This window comes from Amycolatopsis sp. NPDC058986 (assembly GCF_042741125.1).
GTDB lineage: Bacteria > Actinomycetota > Actinomycetes > Mycobacteriales > Pseudonocardiaceae > Amycolatopsis.
In genome coordinates this window covers 85484-110671 of the sequence record NZ_JBHYJW010000001.1, presented here as the reverse complement: position 1 = coordinate 110671, position 25188 = coordinate 85484, and the positions used below count along the sequence as shown (strand labels likewise).

The following is a 25188-nucleotide window of genomic DNA, read 5'->3' as shown; positions in this document are numbered from 1 at the left end:
GAACAACGCATCCCCTGTTCGTCAAGACGAACGGGAAGACTGATGGAGCGAACACATGTCGCAGGACAGTGCGCCCAACGGCGGCGCACCGCTGGAGATCATCGCCGCGTCCCTGCGCCGCGAGCGCACCCGCGCCGGGCTGTCGCTGACCGAGGTCGCCCGCCGCGCCGGGCTGGCCAAGTCCACGTTGTCGCAGCTCGAATCGGGCACCGGGAATCCCAGCGTGGAGACGTTGTGGGCGCTCGGCGTGGCCCTCGACGTCCCGTTCTCCCGGCTCGTCGAACCGGACCGGCCACGCGTCCGCGTGATCCGGGCGGGCAAGGGCCCCACGGTGTTCGCCGAACACGCCGACTACGCCTGCACTCTGCTCAGCGCCTGCCCGACCGCCGCTCGCCGCGACGTCTACGTCGTCCGCGCCGAGCCGGGCACCCCGCGCCGCTCCGACCCGCACATGACCGGCGTCGTCGAGCACACCGTGCTGTGCGCGGGCCGCGCGCGGGTCGGCATCATGGACGACCCCGTCGAGCTGCTGCCGGGCGACTACATCTGCTACCCCGCCGACGTGCCGCACATCTTCGAAGCGCTCGAACCGGGCACCTTCGCCGTCGAGATCTCCGAATACAACTGAATTCCGGCACCACTGTCGTCTGTCGTCTCACGACGCCCGCGGAAGGTGGACCATCGCATGAACGAAGGACTGAGCCGACGCCGGTTCCTGGGTGGAGCGGCGGCCGCCGCCGTCACGGCGAGCCTGCCGGCCGGCCGCGCGGCGGCCGATCCGGCGCAACCGCCACCCGATCTCGCTCGCTGGCGCCGGCAGGCGGAGCAGGTGACGATCACCCGCGACGACTGGGGAATCCCGCACGTCCACGGCAGGACCGATGCCCACGCCGTGTTCGGGATGATGTACGCCCAGGCCGAGGACGACTTCAACCGGATCGAGGTCAACTATCTGACCAACCTCGGCCGGCTCGCCGAGGCCAACGGCGAGAGCGCGATCTGGCAGGACCTGCGCCAGCGGCTGTTCGTCGATCCCCAGGTACTGAAGTGCGATCTCTATCCGCGTTGCCCTGCCTGGTTGCGCAAGCTGATGGAGGCCTGGGCGGACGGGCTGAACTACTATCTCGCGACGCACCCCGGGGTACGTCCGCTCGTGATCACCCGGTTCGAGCCCTGGATGGCGCTGAGCTTCACGGAAGGCAGCATCGGCGGTGACATCACGCGAGCGTCGCTGACCCGGCTCCAAGCTTTCTACGACAACAACGCGGTGGCGCCCACCGATGCGGAGCCCGGGTTACCGCCGCGCGAGCCCACGGGCTCGAACGGCATCGCGATCGCGCCGGACCGCACACGGGACGGCCACGCGCTGCTGCTGATCAACCCGCACACCACCTTCTACTTCCGCTCGGAACAGCAGGTGACAAGCGGCGAAGGGCTCAACGCCTATGGCGCGGCCACCTGGGGCCAGTTCTTCCTCTACCAGGGTTTCAACGCGAACGTGGGCTGGATGCACACGTCGACCGGCGTCGACAACGTCGACGAGTTCGCCGAGACGATCGTGCGGGCGGCGGACGGCCGCCTTTTCTACCGGTACGGCGCCGAGTTGCGTCCGGTGACGACGAAGACGATCACCTTGACCTATCGCACCGCGGATGGCGGGCGGGCCCAGCGCGGCTTCACCACTTTCGCCACGCATCACGGCCCGATCGTGGGCAAGGCGGACGACAAGTGGATCGCGTTCGCGCTGATGAACAAGCCCGTCGAGGCGCTGCAGCAAAGCTATCTGCGCACCAAGGCGCGGGACTACCGGGAATACATCCGGGTGGCGGAATTCAAGGCCAACAGCTCGAACAACACGATATTCGCGGACTCGAAGGGGGAAATCGCCTTCCTCATGCCGCAGTTCATGCCGGTCCGCGACGATCGCTTCGACTACACGAAACCCGTCGACGGCAGCGATCCGGCCACCGACTGGCAGGGGCTGCACCGCCTGGAGGACCTACCGCGGGCGGTGAATCCGGAGAACGGCTGGGTGTTCAACTCGAACAACTGGCCCTGGACCTGCGCCGGGCCGGACAGCCCCCAAGCCACCGATTATCCGCGATACTTCGACCAAGCCGGTGAGACCGAACGCGGACCGCATGCCGCCCAGTTGCTGACAACGAGGAATGTCTTCACCCCCCAGACCCTGCGCGACGTCGCCTTCGATTCCCACATTCCCGCCTTCGCCCCTGACGCGGGTAATGGGGAGCCGGTGAGCGGTCTCGTCCCGCAGCTGGTCGAGTCGTGGAACAAACTACCCGGGGACAACCCCCGAAAGGCGAAGCTCGCCGGCCCGATCCGCCTGCTGCGTGACTGGGACTATCGCTGGGACACGGACTCGACGGCGACTTCGCTGGCCGTGTTCTGGGCCACGGGGCCACATGACACCGATGAGCAGCGACTCGCATCGCTGGAAGCGGCGATGGACCGGCTCACGCACGATTTCGGCGGCTGGCAGGTGCCCTGGGGAGAGATCAACCGCTTTCAGCGCCTCGACGACGCGATCGACCAGAAGTTCGACGACGCGAAACCGAGCACCCCGGTGCCTTTCGTCTCCGGGTCGTGGGGTTCCCTCGCCTCGTTCGGGGCGAAACGCCAGCCGGAACCGTCCGGTGGCACCACGAAGCGCTTCTACGGCACCAGTGGCAACACATTCGTGGCGGTCGTGGAATTCGGGCCGAGGCTACGTGCCAGGGCGGTGCGGGAGGGCGGCGCGAGCGGACACCCCGACTCGCCGCACTTCACCGACCAAGTCGAACGGTACGCGAGCGGCAACCTCCGGCCCGTCTACTTCCATCCCGACGACCTCCACGGCCATATCGAGCGGAGCTACCACCCAGGCGAATGATCAATCGCCGGAGGCCCCGTGGACGACCGTCCACGGGGCTCTCGATCGACCTGGGTGGCTTTACCAGCCGCGCTCGGCGAGCCGGTGCGGCTCGGGCAGGTCCTCGACGTTGATGCCGACCATCGCCTCACCGAGGCCACGCGACACCTTCGCGATGACGTCCGGGTCGTCGTGGAAGGTCGTGGCCTTCACGATCGCCTCGGCGCGCTGCGCGGGGTTGCCCGACTTGAAGATGCCGGAGCCGACGAACACGCCCTCGGCGCCCAGCTGCATCATCATCGCCGCGTCGGCCGGGGTCGCGATGCCGCCCGCGGTGAACAGCACCACCGGCAGCTTGCCCTTCTCTGCGACCTCCTTGACCAGCTCGTACGGCGCCTGCAGCTCCTTCGCCGCGACGAACAGCTCGTCCTCGGGCAGCGACGACAGCTTCCGGATCTCCGCGCGGATCTGCCGCATGTGTGTCGTCGCGTTGGAGACGTCGCCGGTGCCCGCCTCGCCCTTCGAGCGGATCATCGCCGCGCCCTCGGTGATCCGGCGCAGTGCCTCGCCCAGGTTCGTCGCCCCGCACACGAACGGCACGGTGAACGCCCACTTGTCGATGTGGTTCGCGTAGTCCGCGGGCGTCAGCACCTCCGACTCGTCGATGTAGTCGACACCCAGCGACTGCAGCACCTGCGCCTCGACGAAGTGGCCGATGCGGGCCTTCGCCATCACCGGGATCGAGACGGCTTCGATGATGCCGTCGATGAGGTCGGGGTCGCTCATCCGCGCGACGCCGCCCTGCGCGCGGATGTCCGCGGGCACCCGCTCGAGCGCCATCACCGCGACCGCGCCGGCATCCTCGGCGATCTTCGCCTGCTCGGCGGTGACGACATCCATGATGACGCCACCCTTGAGCATCTCCGCCATCCCGCGCTTCACCTTGGCGGTACCCGTCTCGGGCTGGACGGCTGGGGTGGACTGGACTTCAGACACGGCTGGACCTTTCGGGGAACACGGTGGTTACCCCACGAGCGTAAGCCGATTGTGGACCGCTGAAGCAGGCCAGTAGGCCACTATCTGGCCAGTCCACTTCGCGGTCAGTCCACTCCCTGCGGGAAGGCGAAGAGACGGTCCGGGTCGTAGCGGCCCGCGACGGCACGCAGGCGTGGCAGGTTCCGCCCGTAGTAGGCCCGCGCCCAGTCAGGCATCTCCGGGTCGATGTAGTTGACGTACCCGGTGGTGCCGACGTCCTCCCCCAGCCCGTCCCGCACCACACCGACCGCGCGTCGCGCCGCGGCCTCGCCGCCGTCCACCTGCTCGACGTCGCGCAGGACCTGGATACTCGCCAGCGCGTCGCGATGCGGGAACGCCGAATCCTCCGGCCGCACCGCCGCGATCGCGCCGCCGAAACCGTCGACGATCGTGTGCAGCGCCGGATCGCTGGTCAGCAGGCGCGCGACCGCGTCCGGGTCGGTGACCGGACGCCGCAGCATCCGCGACGCCGCCACGTACCTGCCCCGCCCGAGCGCCCCGCCCCCGCCGTTCCACGACGGCGCGCAGCCCGGCCCGGCGAGATCCGTGCAGCCCGCGTAGTACGCCATCGCCGCCAGGTAGTCCCGCTCCCGCTCGGTGCGATCCACCGGTCGCGTCCCGACCCGGCGCACGAGTTCGTCCACCAGCGGCCGCAGTCTCCCCACCGGCCCGGTCAGGCAGCCACTCGCGACGACCCGGCCGTCGCCGAACAGATCGCAGTTCGCCCAGAGCTCGTCGGGCATGGCGTGCTGCCAGCGCGGCCACACCGCCAGCAGGGCCGCCATCGTGCCGCGCGGGAACTCCAGCCGGAACGTACTCAGGTCCGGCACCGGCACGGTGCGGAAGGTGAAGGACGTGACGATGCCGAAGTTCCCGCCACCACCGCCCCGCAGCGCCCAGAACAGGTCCGGCTCCGACGCCGCGGACACGGTCCGCAGCCGCCCGTCCGCGGTGACCACCCGCGCCGAGACGAGGTGATCACAGGTGAGGCCGTACTTCTTCGCCACGACACCGATTCCGCCACCGAGCGCCAGCCCGCTGATGGCGACGGCGGGACACGTGCCGCCGGGCAGCAGGCGTCCGGCGGCGCCGAGCATCGTGTAGACGGGGCCCAGCCGGGCACCGGGAGCGACCTCGGCCTGCCCGTCCGGCCGCGGCCGCACCGTGGTCATCCGGCTCAGATCGACGACCAGCCCACCGTCCACAGTGGAGTATCCGGCGTAGCTGTTCCCGCCGCTGCGCGCGGAGATCGGGAGCCCGTACTCCGCGGCGAACCCGACGCAGGCCTGGACGTCCTCGGCGCGCAGGCAGCGCGCCACAGCGGCGGGCCGCCGGTCGTACAGCGCCATGAAGCCCTGGCGGGCGGTGTCGTAGTCCGGTTCGCCGGGCCGGTACAGCGGACCGGACAGCCGGCGCCGCAGCCGTTCCCAGCGATCCGCGCCGGGCCACCCGTCCCCGGTGGCCACCGCGGCCGGCACCGCACCCGCCGCGGTGAGAAAGGTCCTCCTGGTGAGCGCCATCGCTTCCCCCGAGATCGCCCGAGCCGTTCCGCCACGCTCCGCGAGCAGCCGTGAGCATAGCGCGAAAGCTGGCCATTCGGCTGGTCCCGGCGCCCTCACCTTGCCGGGACCAGGGCCACGGGTGTGTGATCGGGGACACAGCTGGTTCCAGAGCCGTCCGGTGAGGAGGCCGCCATGGCCGAAAAGCAGAGCAGGAACTCCGATCCCGGGGCCGCCGTCGCTGTGGACGACCCCGCGAAGGTCCGCAACGTCGTGCTCGTCGGGCCCTCCGGTTCCGGGAAGACCACGCTGACCGAAGCGCTGCTCGCCGCGTCCGGCACCGTGCCTCGGGCCGGTTCCGTCGTGGAGGGCACCACCGTGTGCGATCACGACCCCGCCGCGGTACGCCAGCAACGTTCGGTCGGGCTGGCCGTGGCCCCGGTGCTGCACAACGGGTACAAGATCAACCTGATCGACACCCCGGGCTACGCGGACTTCGTCGGGGAACTGCGCGCCGGGCTCCGCGCGGCCGACGCCGCCTTGTTCGTGGTGTGCGCGGCGGAAGGCGTCGACGCGGCCACGGTCGCGGTGTGGGAGGAGTGCGCCGCCGTCGGGATGCCCCGCGCCGTCGTCGTCTCCCGGCTCGACCACCACCGCGCCGACCCGGCGGCCGAGATCGCCGCCTGCCAGGCGGCGTTCGGGGCGGGGGTGCTCCCGCTCTACCTGCCCGCGGGCGACGGGCTCGTCGGCCTGATCACGCAACGGTACTTCGACTACTCGGCGGGTCACCCACCGCGCGTGGCCGAGCCCGACCCGGCCGACCTCGCCAGGATGGAGCAGGCACGCAACGAGCTGATCGAAGGCGTCATCGCCGAGAGCGAGGACGAGACCCTGATGGACCGGTACCTCGCCGGCGAGGAGATCGCCGAGGACACGCTCATCGCCGATCTGGAGACCGCGGTGGCACGGGGTACCTTCCATCCGGTGATCCCGGTGTGCTCGCAGACCGGCGTCGGGCTGGCCGAGATCCTCGACGGGGTCGTCCGCGCCTTCCCCTCGCCGCTGGAGCACACGCCGCCCGACGTCACCTCGCCCGACGGCGCGCCGCACACCGACCTGAAGGCCGACCCCGACGGGCCGCTGGCCGCCGAGGTTGTGCGGACCGCGGTCGATTCCTACGTCGGCCGGGTGTCACTGGTGCGGGTGTTTTCCGGGACCCTGCGCCCGGAACGGCCGGTACACGTCTCGGGGCACGGGCTCGCCGAACGCGGCCACGAGGACCACGACGCCGACGAACGCGTCGCGCACCTCTATTCGCCGCTGGGCGCGAACCTGCGCGAGGTCCCGTACTGCGTCGCGGGCGATCTCTGCGCGCTGACCAAGGTCGGCTCGGCGGAAACCGGCGACACCGTGTCGTATCCGGAGGAACCCCTGCTGATGCGGCCGTGGGCGATGCCGGAACCCCTGCTGCCGGTCGCCGTCGTGGCTAAGACCCGCAGCGACGAGGACACGTTGGCACGCAACCTTTCCCGGCTCGTCGCGGGTGATCCGACCCTGCGGCTGGACCGCAACGCCGAGACCAATCAGCTGGTGCTGTGGTGCATGGGCGAGGCACACGCCGACGTCGTGCTCTCGCGGCTGCGGGCGGGCGGTGCCGACGTCGACACCGAACCGGTGAAGATCAGCCTGCGCTCGACGTTCGCGAAACCCGCCAAAGGACACGGCAGGCACGTGAAGCAGTCCGGCGGGCACGGGCAGTTCGCGGTGTGCGACATCGAAGTCGAACCGCTGCCGCGCGGCGGCGGGTTCGAGTTCGTCGACAAGGTCGTCGGCGGCGCGGTGCCGCACCAGTTCATCCCGAGCGTGGAGAAGGGCGTGCGGGCCCAGCTGCAGCGCGGGCTCGTCGACGGGCATCCGGTCATCGACGTGCGGGTCACGCTCGTCGACGGCAAGGCGCACAGCGTCGACTCCTCCGACGCCGCGTTCCAGACCGCGGGTGCCCTCGCCCTGCGCGAGGCGGCCGCCGCCGGGCACGTCACGCTGCTCGAACCGCTGGAGGAGGTCGCCATCCACCTCCCGGACGACCACCTCGGGACGGTGCTCGGCGATCTCTCGTCCCGGCGCGGGCGGGTGCTCGGGACGGAGTCCGGCCAGGGCGGCCGCACGATGATCAGGGCCGAGGTGCCCGCGGCGGAGCTCCTGCGGTACCTGATCGACCTGCGCTCGATGACCTCGGGCACGGCGACGTTCACCCGGCGCCACGCCCGGTTCGAGCCGATGCCGGAAGGAGTCGCCGCCCGGTAGCACGCGACCCCTAGAACGCGAACCCGCCGGGGCGTCCGGTCCGGTCGGCGATCAGCCCGGCGATCGTCGCGATCGCGATCTCCGGCGGGGTGCGGGACCCGATGTTGAGCCCGACCGGCCGGTGCACCCGAGCGATGGCCGGCTCCGGCACGCCGAGTGCCTTCAGCGCGGCCACGTGCGGGCCGGGATGCCGGGGGTTGCCGAGCACCCCGATCCAGCGGGCCCGGCCGGTCAACGCCGTCTGGAGCGCCGGGCCCAGCTCGGGGCGGTGGTGGTCGGTGACGACGACGTCGGCGGTGTCGTCGAGTTCGGGCAACGTCGTGCTCGTCTCGAAATCCTCCGGCACATCGGTCGCGCGGGCCGCGTCGGGCTCGAACAGCACGACGTCATAGCCGACGTCGCGACCGTACGCGAGCAGATAGCGCGCCACCGGCGAGGCGAACACCGCGACGAGCGTCCGCCTCTCGTGCTCCGCTTCGGCCTTCCCATGCGCGACTTCGCACGCCTCCGCTCCAGTCATGCGCTCAGTCTCCGCCCGATCACGCGAGATCTCCATCCAGACACGGGAAATCTCCGCCTGCACACGTGACGCCGCCGGACCCGATTCGGAGACCTCGCGTGATCGGATCGCGTTCTCGCGTGATCAGACGGAGATCTCGCGTGTTCAGAGGTCGGGTTCGGCGATTTCGAAGTATTCGGGGAGCGGCGCGGTGCCGGCGAGGCCGAAGTAGCGGACCTTACGGCGGCGGCGCAGGGTCAACGTGTCGCGGACGGCGTCGTTGTGGACGCGGCGGGCGATGACGACACGGTGTTCGGCGTCGGTCAGTTCCCCGGCCAGCGCGGCGGGGAGGCGGACCCGGTCGACCCGCGCGAGCCGCAGTGTCAGCTCGTTCTCCTCGGCCTCCCGGTCCGGCCGCGCCGCCGATTCGGCGCGTTCGGCCGCGGTACGCAGATCGTCCTCACCGAGGACGGCGGCGGCCGCGCGGGCGACCACCGCCCGGCGGGCCAACGCGGCGTCGAGCGCCGCCCAGCCCGCGTCGGTCCGGATGTGCAGCCGGTCGAGCCGGTTCGCGGTCGCGAGCAGGAACAGCCCGCCCAGTACGACGATCGCCGCCACCGCGGGCAGCAGCCAGCCCAGCACTGTCACCGCGCGGGCTCCCGATCCGTGGCGCCGACCCGGCGAGGGTCGGCCGCGACGGCGGTCTCGTAGACCCTCAGCACCTGGGTGACGACCACCGGCCAGTCGTACATCGCGACCCGCTCCCCCGCCGCGGCCGCGAGCGAGGCCCGGCGGGCCGGGTCGCCGAGCAGCTCCCGCAGTCCGCCCGCGAGCGCGGCGGCGTCTCCGGTTTCGACGAGCATCCCGGCCTTTCCGTCGTCGAGCACCCGGCGGAACGAGTCGAGGCCGCTGGCGAGCACCGGCGTCCCCGCGGCCATCGCTTCGGTGAGAATCATGCCGAAGCTCTCGCCCCCGGTGTTCGGCGCGCAGTAGACGTCGACACTGCGCAGCGCGCGGGCCTTCGTCTCGTCGTCGGCCTGTCCCAGCAGCTCGATGTGCGGCGCCAGCTCGGGCCCCGCCTCCCGGCGCAGTTCGTCGGGATCACCGCGGCCGACGACGAGCAGCCGCAGGTCCTCGAACTCGTCCAGCAGCATCCGCGACGCCGCCAGCAGCACGCCCATTCCCTTGCGTGGCTCGGTGAACCGGCCGACGAACCCGACCGTCCCACCGGCCCGCGGATAGCCGTCCAGCGGGGTCGCGCGGGCGAAGAAACCGGCGTCGACGCCGTTGGGGATCTCCACCGCGTCCCCGCCAGCGTGCTCCACCTGGACCCGACGGGCGAGGGCGGAGACGGCGATCCGCGCGGTGATCTTCTCCAGCAGCGGCCGCAGCACCGGCTGGAACGCGGAAAGGGTGCGGGAGCGCGGGGTGGCCGTGTGGAAGGTGGCGACGATCGGCCCGTCGGCGACCATCAGCGCCAGCAGCGAAAGGCTGGGCGCCGCGGGCTCGTGCAGATGCAGCACATCGAAATCGTTCTCGCGCAGCCAGCGCCGCACGCGCGCGTAGGACACCGGGCCGAACTGCAGCCGCGCGACCGACCCGTTGTACGGGATACCGAGCGCCTTCCCGGCGGGACAGACGAACTCCGGCAGGACGGCGTCCTCGTCGGCGGGCGCGAGCACCGACACCCGGTGGCCACGCGCGATCAGCGCCTTCGCGAGGTCGAGCACGTGCCCCTGCACGCCACCGGGTACGTCGAAGGAGTACGGGCACACGATGCCGATGTTCATCACGTGTGCCGGCGGGGAGTCCACGTCAGCTCGCTTCGCTGGCACTGAGCTGTTCGGCGGCTTCGAGGTCGGCGGGCCAGAACTTCTGGAGCATGTGCCAGTCCGCCGGGTGCGCGGCGATGTCGGCGGCGAAGATGTCCGCCAGCGCCTGGGTCGCCGCGGGTACCTCGGCCCGGTTGGTGACCCGGATGCGCGGGTGCATCCGCACCTCCCAGCCGTCCTCGGTGAACCAGCACCCGGCCGGGATGAGCGCCGCGCCCGTGGTCGCGGCGAGCCGGGCCGGGCCCATCGGCAGCCGCGCCTGCTCGCCGAAGAACTTCACCGGGACACCGCTGCCGGAGAGATCCCTGTCCCCGACCAGGCAGACGACCTTGTTCTCGCGCAACCGGCTCAGCAGGACCCGCATGCTGGAGCTGTCCCCGGTCAGCGGCACGATCTCGAAGCCGAGGGACTCGCGGTAGGCCACGAACCTGCGGTACAGCGACTCGGGTTTGAGCCGCTCCACGACCGTGGTGAACCCGCCGGTGTGCCCGGCGAGCCAGACCCCGGCGGCGTCCCAGTTTCCCGTGTGCGGCAAGGCGATCACCGCGCCGTTGCCCTCGGCGAGCGCGGCGTCGATGTTCTCCGCGCCGGTGGCGATGACCTTTCCGCGGATCTCGGCCTGGTCCGTCGAAGGCATCCGGAACGTCTCGAACCAGTAGCGCGCGTACGACCGCATCGCCCGGCGCGTCAGCTCGTCGAGTTCCTTGCCGTCCGCCTGGGGCACCACCCGCTGGAGATTGCGCCGCAGCTGCCGGACGCCGCCGCCGTCGCGCCGCACCGCCAGATCCGCGCCGAGCGAGAACACCGCCGAGCCGAAGGAACGCGGCATCCAGCCCGCCAGCCGCCAGGCCGTCAGGTAGCCGAACGCGCTCAACCGCTCGGACAGCGTCGTCATGGTCGCGCCCCTCCTGGCCGCGCGTCACCGGGCCGCGCGTCACCGGGCCGCGCGTCACCGGGCCGCGCCGCCCGCGCGGCCGCGGCCACCGCCGCGGCCCGTTGCAGCAGGGTCACCACCGACAGCACGGCGAGCAGCCACAGCGACACCTCGACCGCGTACGGCACGCCGAAGCCCTGCAGCCCGGTGCCGACCAGGGCGATGATCAGCCGCTCGGCCCGTTCGACCAGGCCGCCGTCGGCCTCGAGCCCCGACGCCTCCGCACGGGCCTTGACGTACGAAATGACCTGGGCGAGGACGAGGCAGATCAACGCGGCGGCCGCGGCCCGCTCGTTCCCCGCGCGGACGAAGCACCACCAGGCGATCGCCGCGAACAGCGCCCCGTCGACCAGCCTGTCGCAGGTCGCGTCCAGCACCGCGCCGAACGGCGTCCCGTAGCCACGGGCCCTGGCCATCGCGCCGTCGAGCAGGTCCAGCATGGCGAAGCCCCACACCGTGAACGTGCCCCACAGCAGCATGCCGTTCGGGAAGAACACCAGCGCGGACACCATCGCGCACGCGGTGCCCACGACGGTCATGACGTTCGGGGTCAGCCCAGCCCTGACCAGCGCCTGGCCGATCGGATCGGTGACGCGGGAAACGGACGTACGCGCGAAGATGTTGAGCATCGGTTCTCTGGTTGCACCTGGCTGCCGGTTCGGGTGGGCGTGCGAAGCCTATCGACACCACCCGGCGACGCCCGCGTACCCGCCCCCGACCCGCCGGGGTCAGCTGGATTTCGGCAGCTCGACGACCTCGCCCGCGTACTCGGCGGCCTCCTCGGCCGCGACGGCCGCCGCGCACCGCGGCGAAAGCTGCCGCCGGATCGCGGCGCTGATCTCGCCCAGCGCGGCCACTTGTTCCTCGGTCAGCGGGTCGAAGACGCTCTCGCGGACGGCATCGACGTGTCCGGGCGCCGCCTCCGCGAGCGCGGCGAAGCCTTCCTTCGTCAGCACCGCCCACGCCCCCCGCTTGTCGGTCGGGCAGGACTCCCGGCGGACCCAGCCGTTCGCCTCCAGCCGGGACACGGCGTGGGACAACCTGCTGCGTGACGAACGTCGCTTGTCGGCGAGTTCGCTCATCCGCAGCCTGCGGCCGGGGGCCTCGGACAACGCGACGAGAACCTCGTAGTAGGTATAGGGCATGCCCGAGTCGTGCTGCAGCTGGCCTTCCAGATGCGCCTGGAGCATCGCGATCGCCTGACCGAATTCGCGCCAGACCTTCTGCTCCCCCGCCGTGAGCCATCGAGTTTCGGACATGGCTCCCATAGTACCTCTAGTTGAGGACTCAACTAGGTAGCGCTACACTTCGATTGAGCGCTCAACCAGATGGGCGCGAACCTGGACCCACCACGTAGAACCACTGGAGACTTGATGACCGCCACCACGGAGATCCCCGGCTACGTCGCCGGCAAGTGGACGATCGACACCGCGCACTCGAACATCGCCTACACCGTCAAGCACCTGGGCCTGGCGAAGTCGCGCGGCAACTTCACCGCGTTCACCGGCACCGTCGTGACCGCGGACGACATCCTCGGGTCGTCGGTGACTGTCGAGATCGACGCCGCCTCGGTGGCCAGCGGCGTCGACGGCCGCGACGAGCACCTCAAGGCGGAGGACTTCTTCCACGTCGCCGAGCACCCGACCATCACCTTCACCTCGACCGGGATCCGCGCCGAGGGCGGCGACGACTACCTCCTCGACGGTGAGCTGACCTGGCGCGGCAAGACCGTCCCGGTGACGCTCGAGGCGGAGTTCAACGGCATCGGCGTCAACCCGGCCAACAACAACGCGACCACGCTCGGCGTGTCCGCCAGCGCGACGGTGAACCGCCGCGACTTCGGCATCGGCCCGGAGGGCAACGCCTTCCTGTCCGAGAAGGTCAAGATCGACATCGAGCTGCAGGCCTACCTCCAGGGCTGAGCCCGGCCCCCGCGTCCGAGCGCCCCATGAGGTTTTCTCGCTAAGGGTTCTGGGGCCCTGAGTGTTGCCGGTTGTGTTGTAGGACGCCTTCGGTGCGCTGGCTGGGGGTGCGACAAGGGCGTCCCTGGGTGCGGTGGACGCACCCAGGGCGTCCCTCGGACTTCCCGCGCACGAGCCGACACCCCTCGCCCGATGTCGCGAACGCTCCGTTGCCGACGATGAACGTCCCGAACGGAGCGTTCGCAACACATCCCCGGACCCACCGCAGGCCGTGAAGGACCCCTTCACCACCTCACCAAGCTCCCGGAAAGCGCCCACCAGCAAAACCGCACCCCCCGCACCTCCCGAGAAACCCCAATGTGGCATTGGGTGCGTCCAACGCACCGAACGCCACATTGGGGCGCTTGAGCCAGGGCCTACCAGGCGTCGGCGAGGAGCTTCCGGGTTTGGCCGAGTAGCTGTGGCAGCACCTTCGTGTGACCCACCACCGGCATGAAGTTCGAATCCCCGCCCCAGCGCGGCACGACGTGCTGATGCAGGTGCGCGGCGATCCCGGCCCCGGCGACGACGCCCTGGTTCATCCCGATGTTGAACCCGTGCGCGGCGGAAACCGCGCGCACGACGCGCATCGCGTGCTGGGTGAACTCCGCGAACTCGCGCGTCTCCTCCGGCGTCAGGTCCGTGTAGTCCGGGATGTGCCGGTAGGGCACCACCATGAGATGACCGGGGTTGTACGGATACAGGTTCAGCACCGCGTACACCAGTTCCCCGCGCGCCAGGATCAGCGCGGTCTCGTCATCCTTCGCCGGCAGTGTGCAGAATGGACAGCCCTCGTCCGCCTTCACTCCACTTTGGACGTAGGCGAGCCGATGCGGGGTCCACAGCCGCTGCAAGGCGTCCGGGACCCCGATCCCGTCCTGCTCGACGAGATCGGGACCTTCCGCCGCACTCACCGAAGGATCGTCTCCAGCGCCTCGGCCGAGGGCGAACTGTTCTCCCGGCGGGCAATCCAGCCGGCGACCGCCTCGACCGCGTCAGCGACGGGCACGCCGTTGACCTGGGTACCGTCACGGAACCGGAACGAGACCGCGCCCGCCTCCACATCCTTCGCCCCGGCCAGCAGCATGAAGGGCACCTTCTGCGTGGTGTGGGTGCGGATCTTCTTCTGCATCCGGTCGTCACTCGCGTCGACCTGCGCGCGGATTCCCTTGGCGCGCAACGCCTTCTCCACACCCTGCAGGTGCTCCACCTGATCGGCGGTGATCGGGATGCCGACCACCTGCACCGGCGAAAGCCACGCCGGGAACGCACCGGCGTAATGCTCGGTGAGCACCCCGAAGAACCGCTCGATCGAGCCGAACAACGCGCGGTGGATCATCACCGGCTGCTGCCGCGAGCCGTCGGCCGCGGTGTACTCCAGCTCGAACAGCTTGGGAAGGTTGAAGTCCAGCTGGATGGTCGACATCTGCCAGGTGCGGCCCAGCGCGTCCTTGGCCTGCACGGAGATCTTCGGGCCGTAGAACGCCGCGCCGCCCGGATCCGGCACCAGCTCCAGCCCGGAGTCCTCGGCGGCCACCCGCAGCACCTCGGTCGCCTCGGCCCACATCTCGTCGGTGCCGACGTACTTCTCGTCGTTGCGGGTCGACAGCTCCAGGTAAAAGTCGTCGAGACCGTAGTCGCGCAACAGGTTCAGCACGAAGTCCAGCAACGACTTCAGCTCACCGGGCACCTGCTCGGGGGTGCAGAAGATGTGCGCGTCGTCCTGCGTCATACCGCGAACGCGAGTCAGCCCGTGCACCACACCGGACTTCTCGTAGCGGTACACCGAGCCGAACTCGAACATCCGCAGCGGGAGTTCCCGGTACGACCGGCCGCGCGAGCGGAAGATCAGGTCGTGGAACGGGCAGTTCATCGGCTTGAGGTAGTAGTCCTGGCCGGGCTTGCGGACGTTGCCCTCGTCGTCCAGTTCGGCGTCCAGGTGCATCGCCGGGTACATGCCGTCGCGATACCAGTCCAGGTGCCCCGAGGTCTCGAAGAGCGTGCCCTTGGTGATGTGCGGCGAGTAGACGAACTCGTAGCCCGCCTCGACGTGGCGGCGCCGCGAGTAGTCCTCCAGCTCCTGGCGGATGATGCCGCCCTTGGGGTGGAACACGGCGAGCCCGGAGCCGATCTCGTCCGGGAACGAGAACAGGTCCAGCTCCGCGCCGAGCTTGCGGTGGTCACGCCGCTCTGCCTCGGCGAGCCGCTCCAGGTAGGCGTCCTGCGCCTCGGCCGACTCCCACGCGGTGCCGTAGATCCGTTGCAGCTGCGGGTTCTTCTCGCTCCCCCGCCAGTACGCCGCGGCGACCCTGGTCAGCTTGAACGCCGGGATGAACTTCGTGGTCGGCACGTGCGGGCCGCGGCACAGGTCGCCCCAGACCTTCTCCTTGGTGCGCGGGTCGAGGTTGTCGTAGATGGTCAGCTCACCCTCGCCGACCTCCATCACCTCGGAAGTGTCCACTTCGGACTTGAGGTCGACGAGCTCGAGCTTGAACGGCTCGTCGGCGAGCTCCTTCTTCGCCTCGTCGACGGAGTCGAACACGCGGCGGGAGAACTGCTGGGCGCCCTTGACGATCTGCTTCATGCGCTTTTCCAGCGCCTGCAGGTCCTCCGGGGTGAACGGGGTGTCCACGGCGAAGTCGTAGTAGAACCCGTCCTTCACCGGCGGCCCGATGCCGAGCTTGGCGTCCGGGAACTGCTGCTGCACCGCCTGGGCGAGCACATGCGCCGCCGAGTGGCGGATGACGCTGCGGCCGTCCTCGGTGCTCGCCGCGACCGGCTCGACCTCGGCGCCGGCTTCCGGCGCCCAGGAAAGGTCCCGCAGCTTGCCCTCGGCGTCGCGCACCACGACGACGGTGTCCGGCCCCTTGGTCGGCAATCCCGCTTCGCGGACCGCGGCCCCGGCCGTAGTGCCCGCCGGTACCACCACGCGCGCGGCGGGTACGACGGAAACTGGGGGCTGCTGGGACACGGTCGGCTCCTCGGAGACGGATGACGGAGATGCCAACTGCTGTTGACATCTCCGTCATGTTATCTGCCGCCGGTGCCCGGCCTCATCCGCATTACGCGAGGGACAACACGCAGGTCAGAGCGACTCGACGACCTCGTCGAAGGCCAGCCGCGGCAGGCGGTCGAACCACGGGTTCTCGCCCGGCTTGCCGATGTTCACCACGACGAGCGACTTCCACGGCCGGTCGGCGAAGAACTCCTTGTCCACGCCCTCGGCGTCGAAACCGGTCATCGGGCCGGCGGCCAGCCCGGCGGCGCGCACGCCGATGATGAAGTAGCCGATCTGCAGCGAGGTGTTCAGCTTCGCGACCTCGACCCTGCCCGGCTCCTCGCTGAAGACGTCCTTGGCGCCGGGAAAGTGCGGGAACAGCTGGGGCAGGTTCTCGTGGAAGTCGACGTCGGCGGCCAGCACGACGGTCAGCGGGGCGGCCTCGGTCTTGGCACGGTTGCCCTCGGACATCAGGGGCAGCAGACGCTGCTTCGCTTCGTCGGTACGGATGACGAGCGCCCGCAGCGGCTGGGTGTTCATCGACGTCGGCGCCCACTTGATGAGTTCGTAGATCGCGCGGAGCTGCTCGTCGGTGACCTGCTCGTCGCTGAAGCTGTTCGCCGTGCGCGCCTGGCGGAACAGCAGGTCCTGGACGTCGGCAGGCAGCTGGAGGGCGGTCTCGGTGGTGGTCATGGGGCTGGTTCCTTTCACTCGCCGGTCTGCCATGACCAACATAGTTGAGCGTTTCACTATTTCCCGCGCGGCCGGATATGCGGTGGATCACAACCGGAAACGACGACGGCCGCCGTCCCGGTCGGGAAACGGCGGCCGCGTGGGGAAAACGAGGCGTGGCGTCAGTAGGCTCCCTGGCCGAACACCACGGCGCGGAAGGTCTTCCAGAGGATCACCAGGTCCAGTGCCAGCGACCAGTCCTCGACGTAGCGCAGGTCCAGCCGGATGCTCTCGGCCCAGGTGAGATCGCTGCGGCCGCTCACCTGCCAGAGCCCGGTGAGCCCCGGCTTCACCAGCAGACGGCGCCGCGCGTCCGGCGCGTACTTCTCCGTCTCCTCCGGCAGCGGCGGGCGCGGGCCGACGAGCGACATCCGGCCGGTGAGCACGTTGATCAGCTGGGGCAGCTCGTCGAGCGAGTAGCGCCGCAGGATCGCGCCCACCCGCGTCACCCTCGGGTCCCGGCGCATCTTGAACAACGGCCCGGCGCCCTCGTTGTCGGCTTCGAGCGCCGCGCGGATCCGGTCGGCGTCGGTGACCATGGTGCGGAACTTGAGCATCGTGAACGTCGCGCCGTCGCGGCCGACCCGGCGCTGACGGTAGATCACCGGGCCACGGTCACCGAGCTTGACCGCGACCGCGATCACGAGCAGCAGCGGGAGAAGCAGCGTCAGCAGGAAGGCCGAACCACAGCGATCGACGATCTCCTTCACCACCCGGCGTCCGCCGCTGAAGCTCGGCGCCGCGACCCGCAGCAACGGCATGCCGAGCACACCGGAGACGTTGAGCCGGGGGCCGGCGACCTCCATCAGCACCGGAGCGACGACCATCTCGGCCGAGGTGCCTTCCAGATCCCAGGCCAGCTGCTGCAGCCGTCGCGGGCTCCAGTACTGGTCCGCGGTGATCGCGACGACGCGGTAACCGCCGCGGCGGACGTGCCGCGCCAGCTCGTCGAGCTTGCCGACCACGGGGACACCTTCGATCTCCCCGCTGTCACGCTCCGCGCCGGTGCCGGACGTGCACGCCGCCTCGACCCGCCAGCCGACGTGCGCCTCCTTACGGGTGCGCTCGATCAGGTCGGCGACCGTGTCCGCGCTCCCCGCGGCCATCACCGGCAGGAGACAGCGGCCGTGGCGGCGGCGCCGGTGCAGCACCTGGCGCAGCACGTACCGCTGCGGGAAGGCGACGAGCGCGATCGCCGGCACCACGATGAACACCCACGGCTGTACTTCCAGCGCGCCGAACAGCAGACCGCCGAAGGCGACGACGACCGCGGCGAGGATGAGGCCGCGCCCGAGCGTCCGGTACTCCTCCGCCCCCTCGCCGAGCACCCGCTGGCTCCACGCGCGGCTCAGCGGCAGCGAGCACAGGACGGCGGCGGCGGTGCCGAACGCGTGCATGTCGTGCGGGGCGACCCGATCGATGATGTAGGCACTCACGGCGATCACCAGCGCGACCGCGAAAACGTCACTGCCGACCACCCAGGCCCAGTACCGTCTTTCCCATGCCGCGGGCATTGTTCTCGACAGCGGCGCCGTGCCGGGTTCGAGCACATCGGCGGGCTGTGCCATCTCTTCCGCCGGACGCGGAACAGCCTGGAGGTCGATGTGCGGCGGCGGTGTCCGAACTGTGGACGAAGGCCGCACCGACTCTTCCATCAGACCTCCCGGAACCAGGGAAATAGGGTCTCCGTCAGCACTCTGCGTGAACGAGAATGATTGCGCCGGGTAATCGGCACTCATCCCGTCCGGGCGCCCAACGAGCGACGCTCGCCAAGGTATCGGCGCCTCTCGACGCTTCGTTACAAGGATTTTCTGCCACATCCCCAGGGTCGTCCCGGCGAAAGAATGGCGTCAATATAACGGGATGATGACAACTCGGAGTAAGACGTATCCCCGCCGATAACTACTGAAAGTAGCAGGAAAATTCACCGCGACCACAATGCGAGAGACTAACCGACCACGCGCCGCGACCCGCCCCTCGACCTTCCATTGTGGACGATCGAGTTCCCGGCCGTCCACAATGGAACGCCGCGGCGCGCGGAAGGTAGCCGGTAACCGTCCGGTGACACTTTCCGGAAACCTGTCACCACGACACCTTTTCGTCACAGATCCACCCCGCCCCGGCGAGCCACCTCCCGCGATACGGACGCGACCCGGCGTGACCGCCGCCACGGCGACGGAGGGGCGCTCTCAGTGGTCTGGACCGCACCCGGGGAGAAGGAGTGCGCAGGATCACATCACCCGCTCCAGGCCGTACGCCCGGCAGGAAGGGCGCGCCCCCGGCGCCGGGGCCGGAAGAGCCGTCGAGGGCAGGAAACCCGGACGAGGCATGGTGGCCGCAGAAACGACAAAGGCCCTGGACTCGCAGGTCCAGGGCCTTTGTGGGGGTGGGCGATACTGGGATCGAACCAGTGACCTCTTCGGTGTGAACGAAGCGCTCTCCCGCTGAGCTAATCGCCCCCTCGCGGTGTGAAACAGACTCTACAACACGACTTTTGGGGGCCTGCAAACGGGTGGTTCAAAGCGACCACCCTCCGCATAACCGCAGGTACGGAGCGAACAACCCCGAGCTAACGGAGGTCATCCGGGCTCGGGGCCGCCCGACGCGCCGATCGGCGTCCGTGCGACGGTGCTATCGCACGGCGGCTAAACCGCGCAGTATGTACGTGTGGCCTGCCCGCAGGCGCACGCGAAGGCTGCGCGTCGTGGACGTTGACGAGCGCCACAGGGGCCGATGACCCCAGACGGGTGATCTCCGGAGAACCCGCGATCGAATCGGCCTCCTGGCGCGTCTCATCATCGTCCTCGGTCGGCCGGGCCGGGAAGGGAGACGAAAGGTAGGACGATGCGCAACGATCACGTGACCCTCCGCTCGACGGCGGTCTTCGACCTGCTGGCGCCGCGGACTCCCGCGGTTCCGGTGAAGGTGGAGCTTCGCTACGACACCCGCGACCCCTACGCGGTCGTGGCCGCCTTCCGCACCGGCCGGGCAGGCTGGGTCGAGTGGGTCTACGCGCGCGACCTCCTCGCGGACGGCCTGCTCGCCGACGCGGGTGACGGGGACGTCCGCATCCGTCCCTCGGTCGAGGATCCCGAGTCCGTGCTCATCGAGCTCAACTCCCCCTCCGGGCACGCCATGTTCGAGGCGTCGGCCCAGGAGCTCGCCGACTTCCTCGACCGCACCTACGACGTCGTGCTGCCGGGCAACGAGCACCTGTGGGTCGACGTCGACGACGCGCTCACCCACCTCATCCCGAACGATCTGGCCTGATCAACCGGCCCGCGACGGCGAGATGACACCCCGGTGTCGGGCGGGTTTTCCGGGTCCGATAATGTACTTACACACCACGGAGACGGGGCAGGGAACAAGGCCGAGGGTCTTGAGCCGGAAGTCCGGATCCGCGGAAGTGCGGACGTAGCGCAGCTGGTAGCGCATCACCTTGCCAAGGTGAGGGTCGCGGGTTCGAATCCCGTCGTCCGCTCGGAAGGCTCGCGAGCCTTGCACGGTGGAGTGGCCGAGAGGCGAGGCAACGGCCTGCAAAGCCGTGTACACGGGTTCGAATCCCGTCTCCACCTCGCGCGATTAGCTCAGCGGGAGAGCGCTTCCCTGACACGGAAGAGGTCACTGGTTCAATCCCAGTATCGCGCACCACTCGGGTTTGTGCTGTTCAGGGGCGTCCCCTTCGGGGCGCCCCTTTCCCGTGCTCGTGGTGCGTGCTGACCCGGGGGGCCGAGCCCCCCGGACCCCCACGGTGCGGTCGGTGCCTGAACCAGCGTGGTCACCCTTCACAGCGAGGTCGCCCTTCGAAGCGGAACTGGCTGTCCGCTCGTTGGGCAGCAAGGCCGTCACCGACGAGCACCAGCGGGTTTCGAGTGCCTGCAGGATCTGGTGGCGCATCTCCGGCGTCACGTGGTCGTAGATCCGGCCCATGCCCTTCATCTTCTGGCCGAGCCGGGCACGACGGGCCACCTCAGGGATCCCGTCTTCGGCCAGCCACGTCGAGTGACTGTGCCGTCCTTCGTGGAACGTCAGCCCCGGCCGGATGGGCGGGACCACCATGCCCGTCTGAGTGCCGTCCCATACCGGTCGCCAGAACCGGGCCCGGAAGTTCGACCGCCGCAGCGGATTCCCCTCGGGAGTCGAGAACACGAACGGGTACCGGTGACTGTCCATCAGCTCCTCGTAGAACACCGCGATACTCGGCGGCAGCTCGACCGACCGGGTTCCAGCCGGCGTCTTGGTACGGCCCTTCTTCTTCGCCTTCCGACGCCGCGGCGTCGCCGGACGCGCCGGCCCCGGACGCGCCCCCGCACCGGCACCGGTGTCGCAGGCCCCGGCGATGTCGATGCGGCGCCCGCCCTTGTAGAGACGGCCACCGACTTCCTTCAACGGCGCACAGATCGCGATGGCACGCTGCTCGGCGTCGTACTCGTGCCGCTGCTGTCCGACCAGCTCACTCCCACCGGCCACCGGTGTAGAAGTCGAGCAGGCCCAACACGAATCCGGTGAGCCCGAGGCCGCTCTCGTAGAGCCGCATCGACGCGCGCAGCGCCTGCACCGGCGTGGCCACCAGATGCTCGATCTCGAACTCACCTGAGGTGACCCGGACACCCTGGCACGGGTTCGCGGGAATCTTCCGAGCCTTCACCGCCGCCTGCAGGTACGTCGAGAACAACGCGAAGATCGACGCGACCGTCGAATCCTCGTAGTCCTCGTGCAGTTCGGAGACCCACTTCTGGATCTCCACATAGCTGTTGAAGATCCCCGCCAGCGGCCAGCTCTCCCACTGCGGCAGCAGGTGATTGTCGGTCAGCGACCGGTACTTCGCCATGGTCGCCGGCTGCAGCCTGGGCTCGACCGCGTCGAGATACTCCTCGATGAACTCCCCGAACGGGGTTTCCGCCTCGCGCGGATCCAGCCACAGATTGCGCCGGATCAGCGCCTCCTGCTCCGCACCCCACGCCTCGGCGGCCTTCTCCGAGTTGAACCCGGCCCTGCTCCCCCACGTCCCATCGGGACGCTTGTACCGGGCACGCCACCCCGGCATCGCTCCATCGGTCGGTTGGCCGTACGCCATCACATACCTCTCTTCCGGCTGAATCGCCCCAGCGGATTCCAGGGCGTACTGCCGACCACCCGTCACGCTGCCCGGCCCCCGCGGGATTGCTGAGCGCATCCGGTGATCCGGACGATCTCGGCGACGTCCCCACGGCTGAACCGGTAGTGCTTGCCGAACCTGCGGTGCGGCAAGGCTCCCGCTGCAGCGCGGTCCTTCAGAGTCCGAGGAGACAACCCGAACAACTCACCTACCTGCTCGGCGGTGAGCAAGGTGTCGGGGTCCCTCGGCGCGTGCTTCGCCAGCAGCCGCACCGCGTACGCGAGCTCCCGGATCGCCTCCGCGAGCGCCACACCAAGTTCCTCACGGTCCACATCGGAACGATCGGGACCGGATGCGTTCTCACTCACAGCTCGTCTCCGTCGGTCTTGCGCAGCAGCACCTCGCTGACGATTTCCACGAGCCGCGGGTGAGCGAAACAGCTGAGCACGGGCTGGTGGTCGGCTGTGCGCCAGCTGTACCAGCTGAAACAGCTGGCAGGCAAGGAATTCCGCCGCACGGTCACTCGACCACCCGATCGCGGGTTGGTGCTTGAGCGGCGCGGATCTCCCACCGCATCCGGCCGACACCGTCGACACCGCGCGACGTACGCGGCCGGCACGGCGTCGTCCATCCAGGACGCGCGCGAAGCTCGGCAACCATGACGAACCCGGCCGCACGAAGACTCGCGCCGCTCTCGCCAACCTGGGTGTAGGTAACCAGCCGTCGATACCCCATCGCCTTCGCGGCCCGCCATGCGGCCCCGTACAACATCGAGTTCGCGTTTCGCGCACCGAGCGTGCACGTGCGCGTCACCTCAGCGGTGACGCCGTCGTCCAGATGCCGAGCGACCGGGCGCCCAACCGTCGCGACACCAACGAGACCGTCGTGCCCACGAACACCGACAGCGAACTTCATCCCCCGCGGCGGCCGATGATGCCGGTGGTGACCAGCGATGAACGCACACGCCTCCCGGAACGTCACCGGCACGACCACCAATCTGATCTCCGCCCCGACTCTTTCCGGCCGATCAGGGCCTGGGTAATCCATGGGTTCCCCCGCAGTCAGGCCGCTCGCGAAGCAGCAGGCGCGACGTACTCGGGCCGGTCTACGAGCCGCGCTGCTTCCACAGGAAGGAGAGCTGCCTGGGCCCGCGAGGCGTAGAACTTGCGATGCGTGCGGTGGTGCCGTCGGGGCGGCACCAGCAGTGGCGGGATCGGCAGGGCCAGTGCCGGATCCACGGCATCGGGATCGACCCGGAACACCAGCGCGGTGTGGTAAGTCGGCAGCGCGACCGGGTGGCCGAGCACGCGTTGCGCGTGGGTCGCGGCGCGCCGTTGGGCGAGGGTGGCGTGGCTGTACACGCGGCGCCGCCAGAGCCCGGCAGTGAGAGCGAGACAGCGGACGACCGGCGCCAGCCCGGCGGCACTGCCCACAGCCGCGATCTGACTCGGGATGTCGAGCAGGTCGTGCCGGACGGGGTGCCGGTGCGGTGCGCTCGTGATCACGACGTGCCCACCGGGACGAAGCAGCGGCCGGTAGGCGGTCAGCAGTGTCTGGAGGCGGTCGAGCGCGCCGGTGGCATCGCCGTGCGGACCGGGCGAGCGCAGGGAGGTCAGCAGCAGATCGACGCGTCCGGCCAGCCCGGCGGTTTCGGCTGCGGCGGCGGTGCCGGTGCGGCGGTCGAGGACGAGGACCATGCCGTCGACGAACGCGCCGCGGGCTTTGGTAGCGGTGACGTTGGTGCGAGCCAGGCGCCACCACCGGCGCTGCCCGGTCAGCCCGATCGCGTGCCGCCCGGCACGCAGCGCTTCGACGATCGTGGTGCCGGCCCCGCAGTCCGGGTCGAGCACGATGTCGCCGGGCCGGGTGAGCGCTGTGATGGCGTGTTCGGCGACGGCCGGGGGCATCAGCGCTGGGTCGGTTCGTGTGGCGGCGTGGTAGCCGCGTTCGGTCAGCTGCGCGTGCGCGCCGGCCGTGCCGGTCGGCCACACCGAGGTCAGGACCGGGCCATCTGGCGACTCCCCTGTCGGCTGCTGGCCCGCGTAGTCGGGGCGTTCAGACATCCGAGGTCTCCCCTCGGTTCGACGGAGTGCTTCGTGACAGCGGGACGGCCAGGCGTCCGAACAGAACGAGGTCGTGATGCACTCGGCGCACCGGCCACACCGCGGCGGCGCTCTCTCGCGGCGGCCGTCCGTGCGCCGGGGCGAGGGTGTTGCGCGGTGCGGCGTCCGCTGCGATCGTCGGGCGGGGCGGCGGGGCAGTGTCCAGCACGGCGATGTGGTCGAGGCACCGGAGACCGCGGTGACGGAATGTGTCCGTGATGGCGGGCTGGGGGTCGAGAAGCCGTCCGGCGCGGGTTTCACTGTGTGTGATGACGGCGGCGAGGCCGGGTGGGGTGAGGATCGTGTCCCAGTCGGTGCGGGCGAGCCAGTCGGTGGCGTGCGGGTCGACCGTGGTGATGACCAGATCGAACCCGCGGCCGGGGCGGCTCGCGGTGCGGTCGGGGTGGTGCGCTGAGTCGGGGTTCGGGTCGGTCGGGGTGTGCAGTCGGAGTCGGTCGGGTCGGGGTCGCGACCCGGACTGTGCTCCGGTGTGACCGACGGAGTCGGTCCGGTCGTGGAGGTGGTCCGGTGCGGGTGCGGCGGTCGCGGTGTCGGTGCTGCGGCCGAGCCGGGTGATAGTCCAGACGGCCTCGGCGAGTCCGGCGTACGGGTCGCCGCCGGGTGCCCGCCCGGGCCGCTGCGGCGACTGTCGCGGGGAGGGTGGTGGAGTGAGGAGGAGGACTCGGTCGCCGGGGCGGGTGTAGGTGGTGACGAGGGTGAGGATCGTGCGGCCGAGCCAGGCCGCCAGCAGTGCGGTGCCGGGCAGTGGTTCCGCGTCGCCGCAGAGCCACAACGCGGCCGGGCGCGCCGCGCCGCGACGTCCGGCGGCATGCGCCGGGGACGGTGCGCGATGCCGGCCGAGCCCAGTGCGCGCCGGGGCAGACGGAGGGCAGTGGCGTGGCCGGTGGGAGCGGCGTCCCGGCTCGCGCTGAGGTGCTGAAGTCATCGGTGGCCTTCCTCGCGGGTGGTCGGCGTGGTCTGCCAAGTCACCCCAAGAAGCCGGTTTCCGGGCCGTTTTTCGACACCAAGACCCAAACTTTCTGACGCGCGCACCGAAAGCAGCCGGAAATGCCCACGACAAACAGTAGACACGTCCAGCCTCGGCTCTCCTCTGCCGAAATAGTCGCAGCACCGAGGCCAGTCGCCCGCGCCGTCTCGGCGGCACCGCAAAACACCGTCGAGCATCTGACTTCAAGAATTTTCGCGGCCCGACGGCCGCCCACCACGCGAGACCGCCCGCCTCTGCCACTAAGAAGCACTTAAATGACCAGCTCGAAGGCTACTAAAGGCCAGCCGGACAGGTCGTCACCCGGCGACCTCACAGT

Annotated in this window: 24 protein-coding genes and 4 tRNA genes; 8 read left to right on the top strand and 20 right to left on the bottom strand. The window is 69.9% G+C overall.

Translation table 11 applies throughout. From position 1 onward, the window contains the following. Window positions 1-55: 55 nt before the first annotated feature. Both ACFW0G_RS00505 and ACFW0G_RS00500 read left to right on the top strand, forming a co-directional pair. Window positions 56-628 (top strand): helix-turn-helix domain-containing protein, encoded by a 573-nt coding sequence (locus ACFW0G_RS00505; RefSeq protein ID WP_378322434.1) that lies wholly within the window; start codon window positions 56-58, stop codon window positions 626-628. A gap of 57 nt (window positions 629-685) precedes the next feature. Continuing rightward, the gene (locus ACFW0G_RS00500; protein WP_378322433.1) at window positions 686-2890 is read left to right on the top strand and encodes a penicillin acylase family protein; all 2205 of its coding nucleotides are present in this window, start codon (window positions 686-688) and stop codon (window positions 2888-2890) included. Window positions 2891-2950: 60 nt separating this feature from the next. On the opposite strand, the gene pdxS is transcribed toward ACFW0G_RS00500, so the two are convergent. Both pdxS and ACFW0G_RS00490 read right to left on the bottom strand, forming a co-directional pair. Further along, window positions 2951-3865 carry a pyridoxal 5'-phosphate synthase lyase subunit PdxS gene (gene pdxS / locus ACFW0G_RS00495; RefSeq protein WP_378322432.1) on the bottom strand — a complete coding sequence of 305 codons (915 nt, stop codon included), beginning with the start codon at window positions 3863-3865 and terminating at the stop codon, window positions 2951-2953. A 104-nt stretch (window positions 3866-3969) separates the two neighbouring features. Then, window positions 3970-5424, bottom strand: a complete 1455-nt coding sequence (locus ACFW0G_RS00490; RefSeq protein ID WP_378322431.1) for an FAD-binding oxidoreductase — start codon at window positions 5422-5424, stop codon at window positions 3970-3972. Window positions 5425-5598: 174 nt separating this feature from the next. Between ACFW0G_RS00490 and ACFW0G_RS00485 the strand changes: the two genes are divergently transcribed. Further along, window positions 5599-7707, top strand: coding sequence for an elongation factor G-like protein EF-G2 (locus ACFW0G_RS00485; protein ID WP_378322430.1), 2109 nt, complete (start codon window positions 5599-5601; stop codon window positions 7705-7707). Window positions 7708-7717: 10 nt separating this feature from the next. On the opposite strand, the gene ACFW0G_RS00480 is transcribed toward ACFW0G_RS00485, so the two are convergent. The 6 genes from ACFW0G_RS00480 to ACFW0G_RS00455 form a co-directional block, all read right to left on the bottom strand. Then, window positions 7718-8227: an XdhC family protein gene (locus ACFW0G_RS00480; RefSeq protein WP_378322429.1), complete on the bottom strand. Its 510-nt coding sequence runs from the start codon at window positions 8225-8227 to the stop codon at window positions 7718-7720. A gap of 144 nt (window positions 8228-8371) precedes the next feature. Next, on the bottom strand, window positions 8372-8854 hold the full coding sequence (locus ACFW0G_RS00475) for an NUDIX hydrolase (RefSeq protein ID WP_378322428.1): 483 nt from the start codon (window positions 8852-8854) through the stop codon (window positions 8372-8374). Continuing rightward, window positions 8851-9996 carry a glycosyltransferase family 4 protein gene (locus tag ACFW0G_RS00470; protein WP_378322741.1) on the bottom strand — a complete coding sequence of 382 codons (1146 nt, stop codon included), beginning with the start codon at window positions 9994-9996 and terminating at the stop codon, window positions 8851-8853. The genes ACFW0G_RS00475 and ACFW0G_RS00470 overlap by 4 nt, the downstream gene beginning before the upstream one ends. A 25-nt stretch (window positions 9997-10021) precedes the next feature. Then, window positions 10022-10933 carry a phosphatidylinositol mannoside acyltransferase gene (locus tag ACFW0G_RS00465; RefSeq protein ID WP_378322426.1) on the bottom strand — a complete coding sequence of 304 codons (912 nt, stop codon included), beginning with the start codon at window positions 10931-10933 and terminating at the stop codon, window positions 10022-10024. Then, on the bottom strand, window positions 10930-11601 hold the full coding sequence (pgsA, locus tag ACFW0G_RS00460; protein WP_378322425.1) for a phosphatidylinositol phosphate synthase: 672 nt from the start codon (window positions 11599-11601) through the stop codon (window positions 10930-10932). The genes ACFW0G_RS00465 and pgsA overlap by 4 nt, the downstream gene beginning before the upstream one ends. Window positions 11602-11700: 99 nt before the next feature. Further along, entirely contained in the window at window positions 11701-12231 is a 531-nt protein-coding gene (locus ACFW0G_RS00455) for a MarR family winged helix-turn-helix transcriptional regulator (protein ID WP_378322424.1), read from the bottom strand. Window positions 12232-12345: 114 nt separating this feature from the next. Between ACFW0G_RS00455 and ACFW0G_RS00450 the strand changes: the two genes are divergently transcribed. Continuing rightward, window positions 12346-12894: a YceI family protein gene (locus ACFW0G_RS00450; protein WP_378322423.1), complete on the top strand. Its 549-nt coding sequence runs from the start codon at window positions 12346-12348 to the stop codon at window positions 12892-12894. 416 nt (window positions 12895-13310) lie between these two features. Here the strand turns inward: ACFW0G_RS00450 and ACFW0G_RS00445 are convergent, their stop codons facing one another. The 5 genes from ACFW0G_RS00445 to ACFW0G_RS00425 form a co-directional block, all read right to left on the bottom strand. After that, window positions 13311-13847, bottom strand: coding sequence for an HIT family protein (locus tag ACFW0G_RS00445; protein ID WP_378322422.1), 537 nt, complete (start codon window positions 13845-13847; stop codon window positions 13311-13313). Continuing rightward, window positions 13844-15904 (bottom strand): threonine--tRNA ligase, encoded by a 2061-nt coding sequence (gene thrS, locus ACFW0G_RS00440; protein WP_378322421.1) that lies wholly within the window; start codon window positions 15902-15904, stop codon window positions 13844-13846. Before thrS ends, ACFW0G_RS00445 begins: the two co-directional genes overlap by 4 nt. A 114-nt stretch (window positions 15905-16018) precedes the next feature. Then, on the bottom strand, window positions 16019-16624 hold the full coding sequence (locus ACFW0G_RS00435; protein ID WP_378322420.1) for a malonic semialdehyde reductase: 606 nt from the start codon (window positions 16622-16624) through the stop codon (window positions 16019-16021). A gap of 161 nt (window positions 16625-16785) precedes the next feature. Next, on the bottom strand, window positions 16786-18318 hold the full coding sequence (locus ACFW0G_RS00430) for a sugar transferase (RefSeq protein WP_378322419.1): 1533 nt from the start codon (window positions 18316-18318) through the stop codon (window positions 16786-16788). Window positions 18319-19050: 732 nt separating this feature from the next. Beyond that, a tRNA-Val gene (locus tag ACFW0G_RS00425) sits at window positions 19051-19122 on the bottom strand. Between the two features lie 385 nt (window positions 19123-19507). Between ACFW0G_RS00425 and ACFW0G_RS00420 the strand changes: the two genes are divergently transcribed. From ACFW0G_RS00420 to ACFW0G_RS00405, 4 genes are all read left to right on the top strand, one after another. Next, a complete protein-coding gene (locus ACFW0G_RS00420; RefSeq protein ID WP_005159130.1) occupies window positions 19508-19933 on the top strand; it encodes an SsgA family sporulation/cell division regulator in 426 nt (141 codons plus the stop codon). 138 nt (window positions 19934-20071) lie between these two features. Further along, window positions 20072-20144 (top strand) — tRNA-Gly (locus ACFW0G_RS00415). A gap of 23 nt (window positions 20145-20167) precedes the next feature. After that, window positions 20168-20238 (top strand) — tRNA-Cys (locus tag ACFW0G_RS00410). A gap of 1 nt (window position 20239) precedes the next feature. Continuing rightward, window positions 20240-20314 (top strand) — tRNA-Val (locus ACFW0G_RS00405). Here ACFW0G_RS00405 and ACFW0G_RS00400 read toward each other — a convergent pair. The 7 genes from ACFW0G_RS00400 to ACFW0G_RS00370 form a co-directional block, all read right to left on the bottom strand. Continuing rightward, complete coding sequence (locus tag ACFW0G_RS00400; RefSeq protein WP_378322418.1) at window positions 20285-21133, bottom strand: integrase; 849 nt, start codon at window positions 21131-21133, stop codon at window positions 20285-20287. The two genes, ACFW0G_RS00405 and ACFW0G_RS00400, sit on opposite strands and share 30 nt — an antisense overlap. Next, a complete protein-coding gene (locus tag ACFW0G_RS00395) occupies window positions 21117-21710 on the bottom strand; it encodes a hypothetical protein (protein ID WP_378322417.1) in 594 nt (197 codons plus the stop codon). Before ACFW0G_RS00395 ends, ACFW0G_RS00400 begins: the two co-directional genes overlap by 17 nt. Before the next feature lie 92 nt (window positions 21711-21802). Continuing rightward, window positions 21803-22129 carry a helix-turn-helix domain-containing protein gene (locus ACFW0G_RS00390; protein WP_378322416.1) on the bottom strand — a complete coding sequence of 109 codons (327 nt, stop codon included), beginning with the start codon at window positions 22127-22129 and terminating at the stop codon, window positions 21803-21805. Next, a complete protein-coding gene (locus ACFW0G_RS00385; RefSeq protein WP_378322415.1) occupies window positions 22126-22284 on the bottom strand; it encodes a hypothetical protein in 159 nt (52 codons plus the stop codon). Before ACFW0G_RS00385 ends, ACFW0G_RS00390 begins: the two co-directional genes overlap by 4 nt. Then, entirely contained in the window at window positions 22281-22748 is a 468-nt protein-coding gene (locus tag ACFW0G_RS00380) for an XF1762 family protein (RefSeq protein WP_378322414.1), read from the bottom strand. The genes ACFW0G_RS00385 and ACFW0G_RS00380 overlap by 4 nt, the downstream gene beginning before the upstream one ends. Window positions 22749-22822: 74 nt before the next feature. Beyond that, complete coding sequence (locus ACFW0G_RS00375; protein WP_378322413.1) at window positions 22823-23824, bottom strand: DNA methyltransferase; 1002 nt, start codon at window positions 23822-23824, stop codon at window positions 22823-22825. After that, entirely contained in the window at window positions 23817-24809 is a 993-nt protein-coding gene (locus ACFW0G_RS00370) for a hypothetical protein (RefSeq protein WP_378322411.1), read from the bottom strand. The genes ACFW0G_RS00375 and ACFW0G_RS00370 overlap by 8 nt, the downstream gene beginning before the upstream one ends. Window positions 24810-25188: the final 379 nt, after the last annotated feature.

Excerpts from the sequence above, each read along its gene's own strand:
- ACFW0G_RS00395 (WP_378322417.1), bottom strand. The coding sequence starts at position 21,710 with ATGCCGGGGTGGCGTGCCCGGTACAAGCGTCCCGATGGGACGTGGGGG.
- ACFW0G_RS00370 (WP_378322411.1), bottom strand. The coding sequence starts at position 24,809 with ATGACTTCAGCACCTCAGCGCGAGCCGGGACGCCGCTCCCACCGGCCA.
- ACFW0G_RS00430 (WP_378322419.1), bottom strand. The coding sequence starts at position 18,318 with ATGGAAGAGTCGGTGCGGCCTTCGTCCACAGTTCGGACACCGCCGCCG.
- ACFW0G_RS00505 (WP_378322434.1), top strand. The coding sequence starts at position 56 with ATGTCGCAGGACAGTGCGCCCAACGGCGGCGCACCGCTGGAGATCATC.
- ACFW0G_RS00485 (WP_378322430.1), top strand. The coding sequence starts at position 5,599 with ATGGCCGAAAAGCAGAGCAGGAACTCCGATCCCGGGGCCGCCGTCGCT.
- pgsA (WP_378322425.1), bottom strand. The coding sequence starts at position 11,601 with ATGCTCAACATCTTCGCGCGTACGTCCGTTTCCCGCGTCACCGATCCG.
- ACFW0G_RS00500 (WP_378322433.1), top strand. The coding sequence starts at position 686 with ATGAACGAAGGACTGAGCCGACGCCGGTTCCTGGGTGGAGCGGCGGCC.
- ACFW0G_RS00465 (WP_378322426.1), bottom strand. The coding sequence starts at position 10,933 with ATGACGACGCTGTCCGAGCGGTTGAGCGCGTTCGGCTACCTGACGGCC.
- ACFW0G_RS00420 (WP_005159130.1), top strand. The coding sequence starts at position 19,508 with ATGCGCAACGATCACGTGACCCTCCGCTCGACGGCGGTCTTCGACCTG.
- ACFW0G_RS00490 (WP_378322431.1), bottom strand. The coding sequence starts at position 5,424 with ATGGCGCTCACCAGGAGGACCTTTCTCACCGCGGCGGGTGCGGTGCCG.
- ACFW0G_RS00435 (WP_378322420.1), bottom strand. The coding sequence starts at position 16,624 with ATGACCACCACCGAGACCGCCCTCCAGCTGCCTGCCGACGTCCAGGAC.
- ACFW0G_RS00470 (WP_378322741.1), bottom strand. The coding sequence starts at position 9,996 with ATGAACATCGGCATCGTGTGCCCGTACTCCTTCGACGTACCCGGTGGC.
- ACFW0G_RS00375 (WP_378322413.1), bottom strand. The coding sequence starts at position 23,824 with ATGTCTGAACGCCCCGACTACGCGGGCCAGCAGCCGACAGGGGAGTCG.
- ACFW0G_RS00480 (WP_378322429.1), bottom strand. The coding sequence starts at position 8,227 with ATGACTGGAGCGGAGGCGTGCGAAGTCGCGCATGGGAAGGCCGAAGCG.
- ACFW0G_RS00450 (WP_378322423.1), top strand. The coding sequence starts at position 12,346 with ATGACCGCCACCACGGAGATCCCCGGCTACGTCGCCGGCAAGTGGACG.
- ACFW0G_RS00455 (WP_378322424.1), bottom strand. The coding sequence starts at position 12,231 with ATGTCCGAAACTCGATGGCTCACGGCGGGGGAGCAGAAGGTCTGGCGC.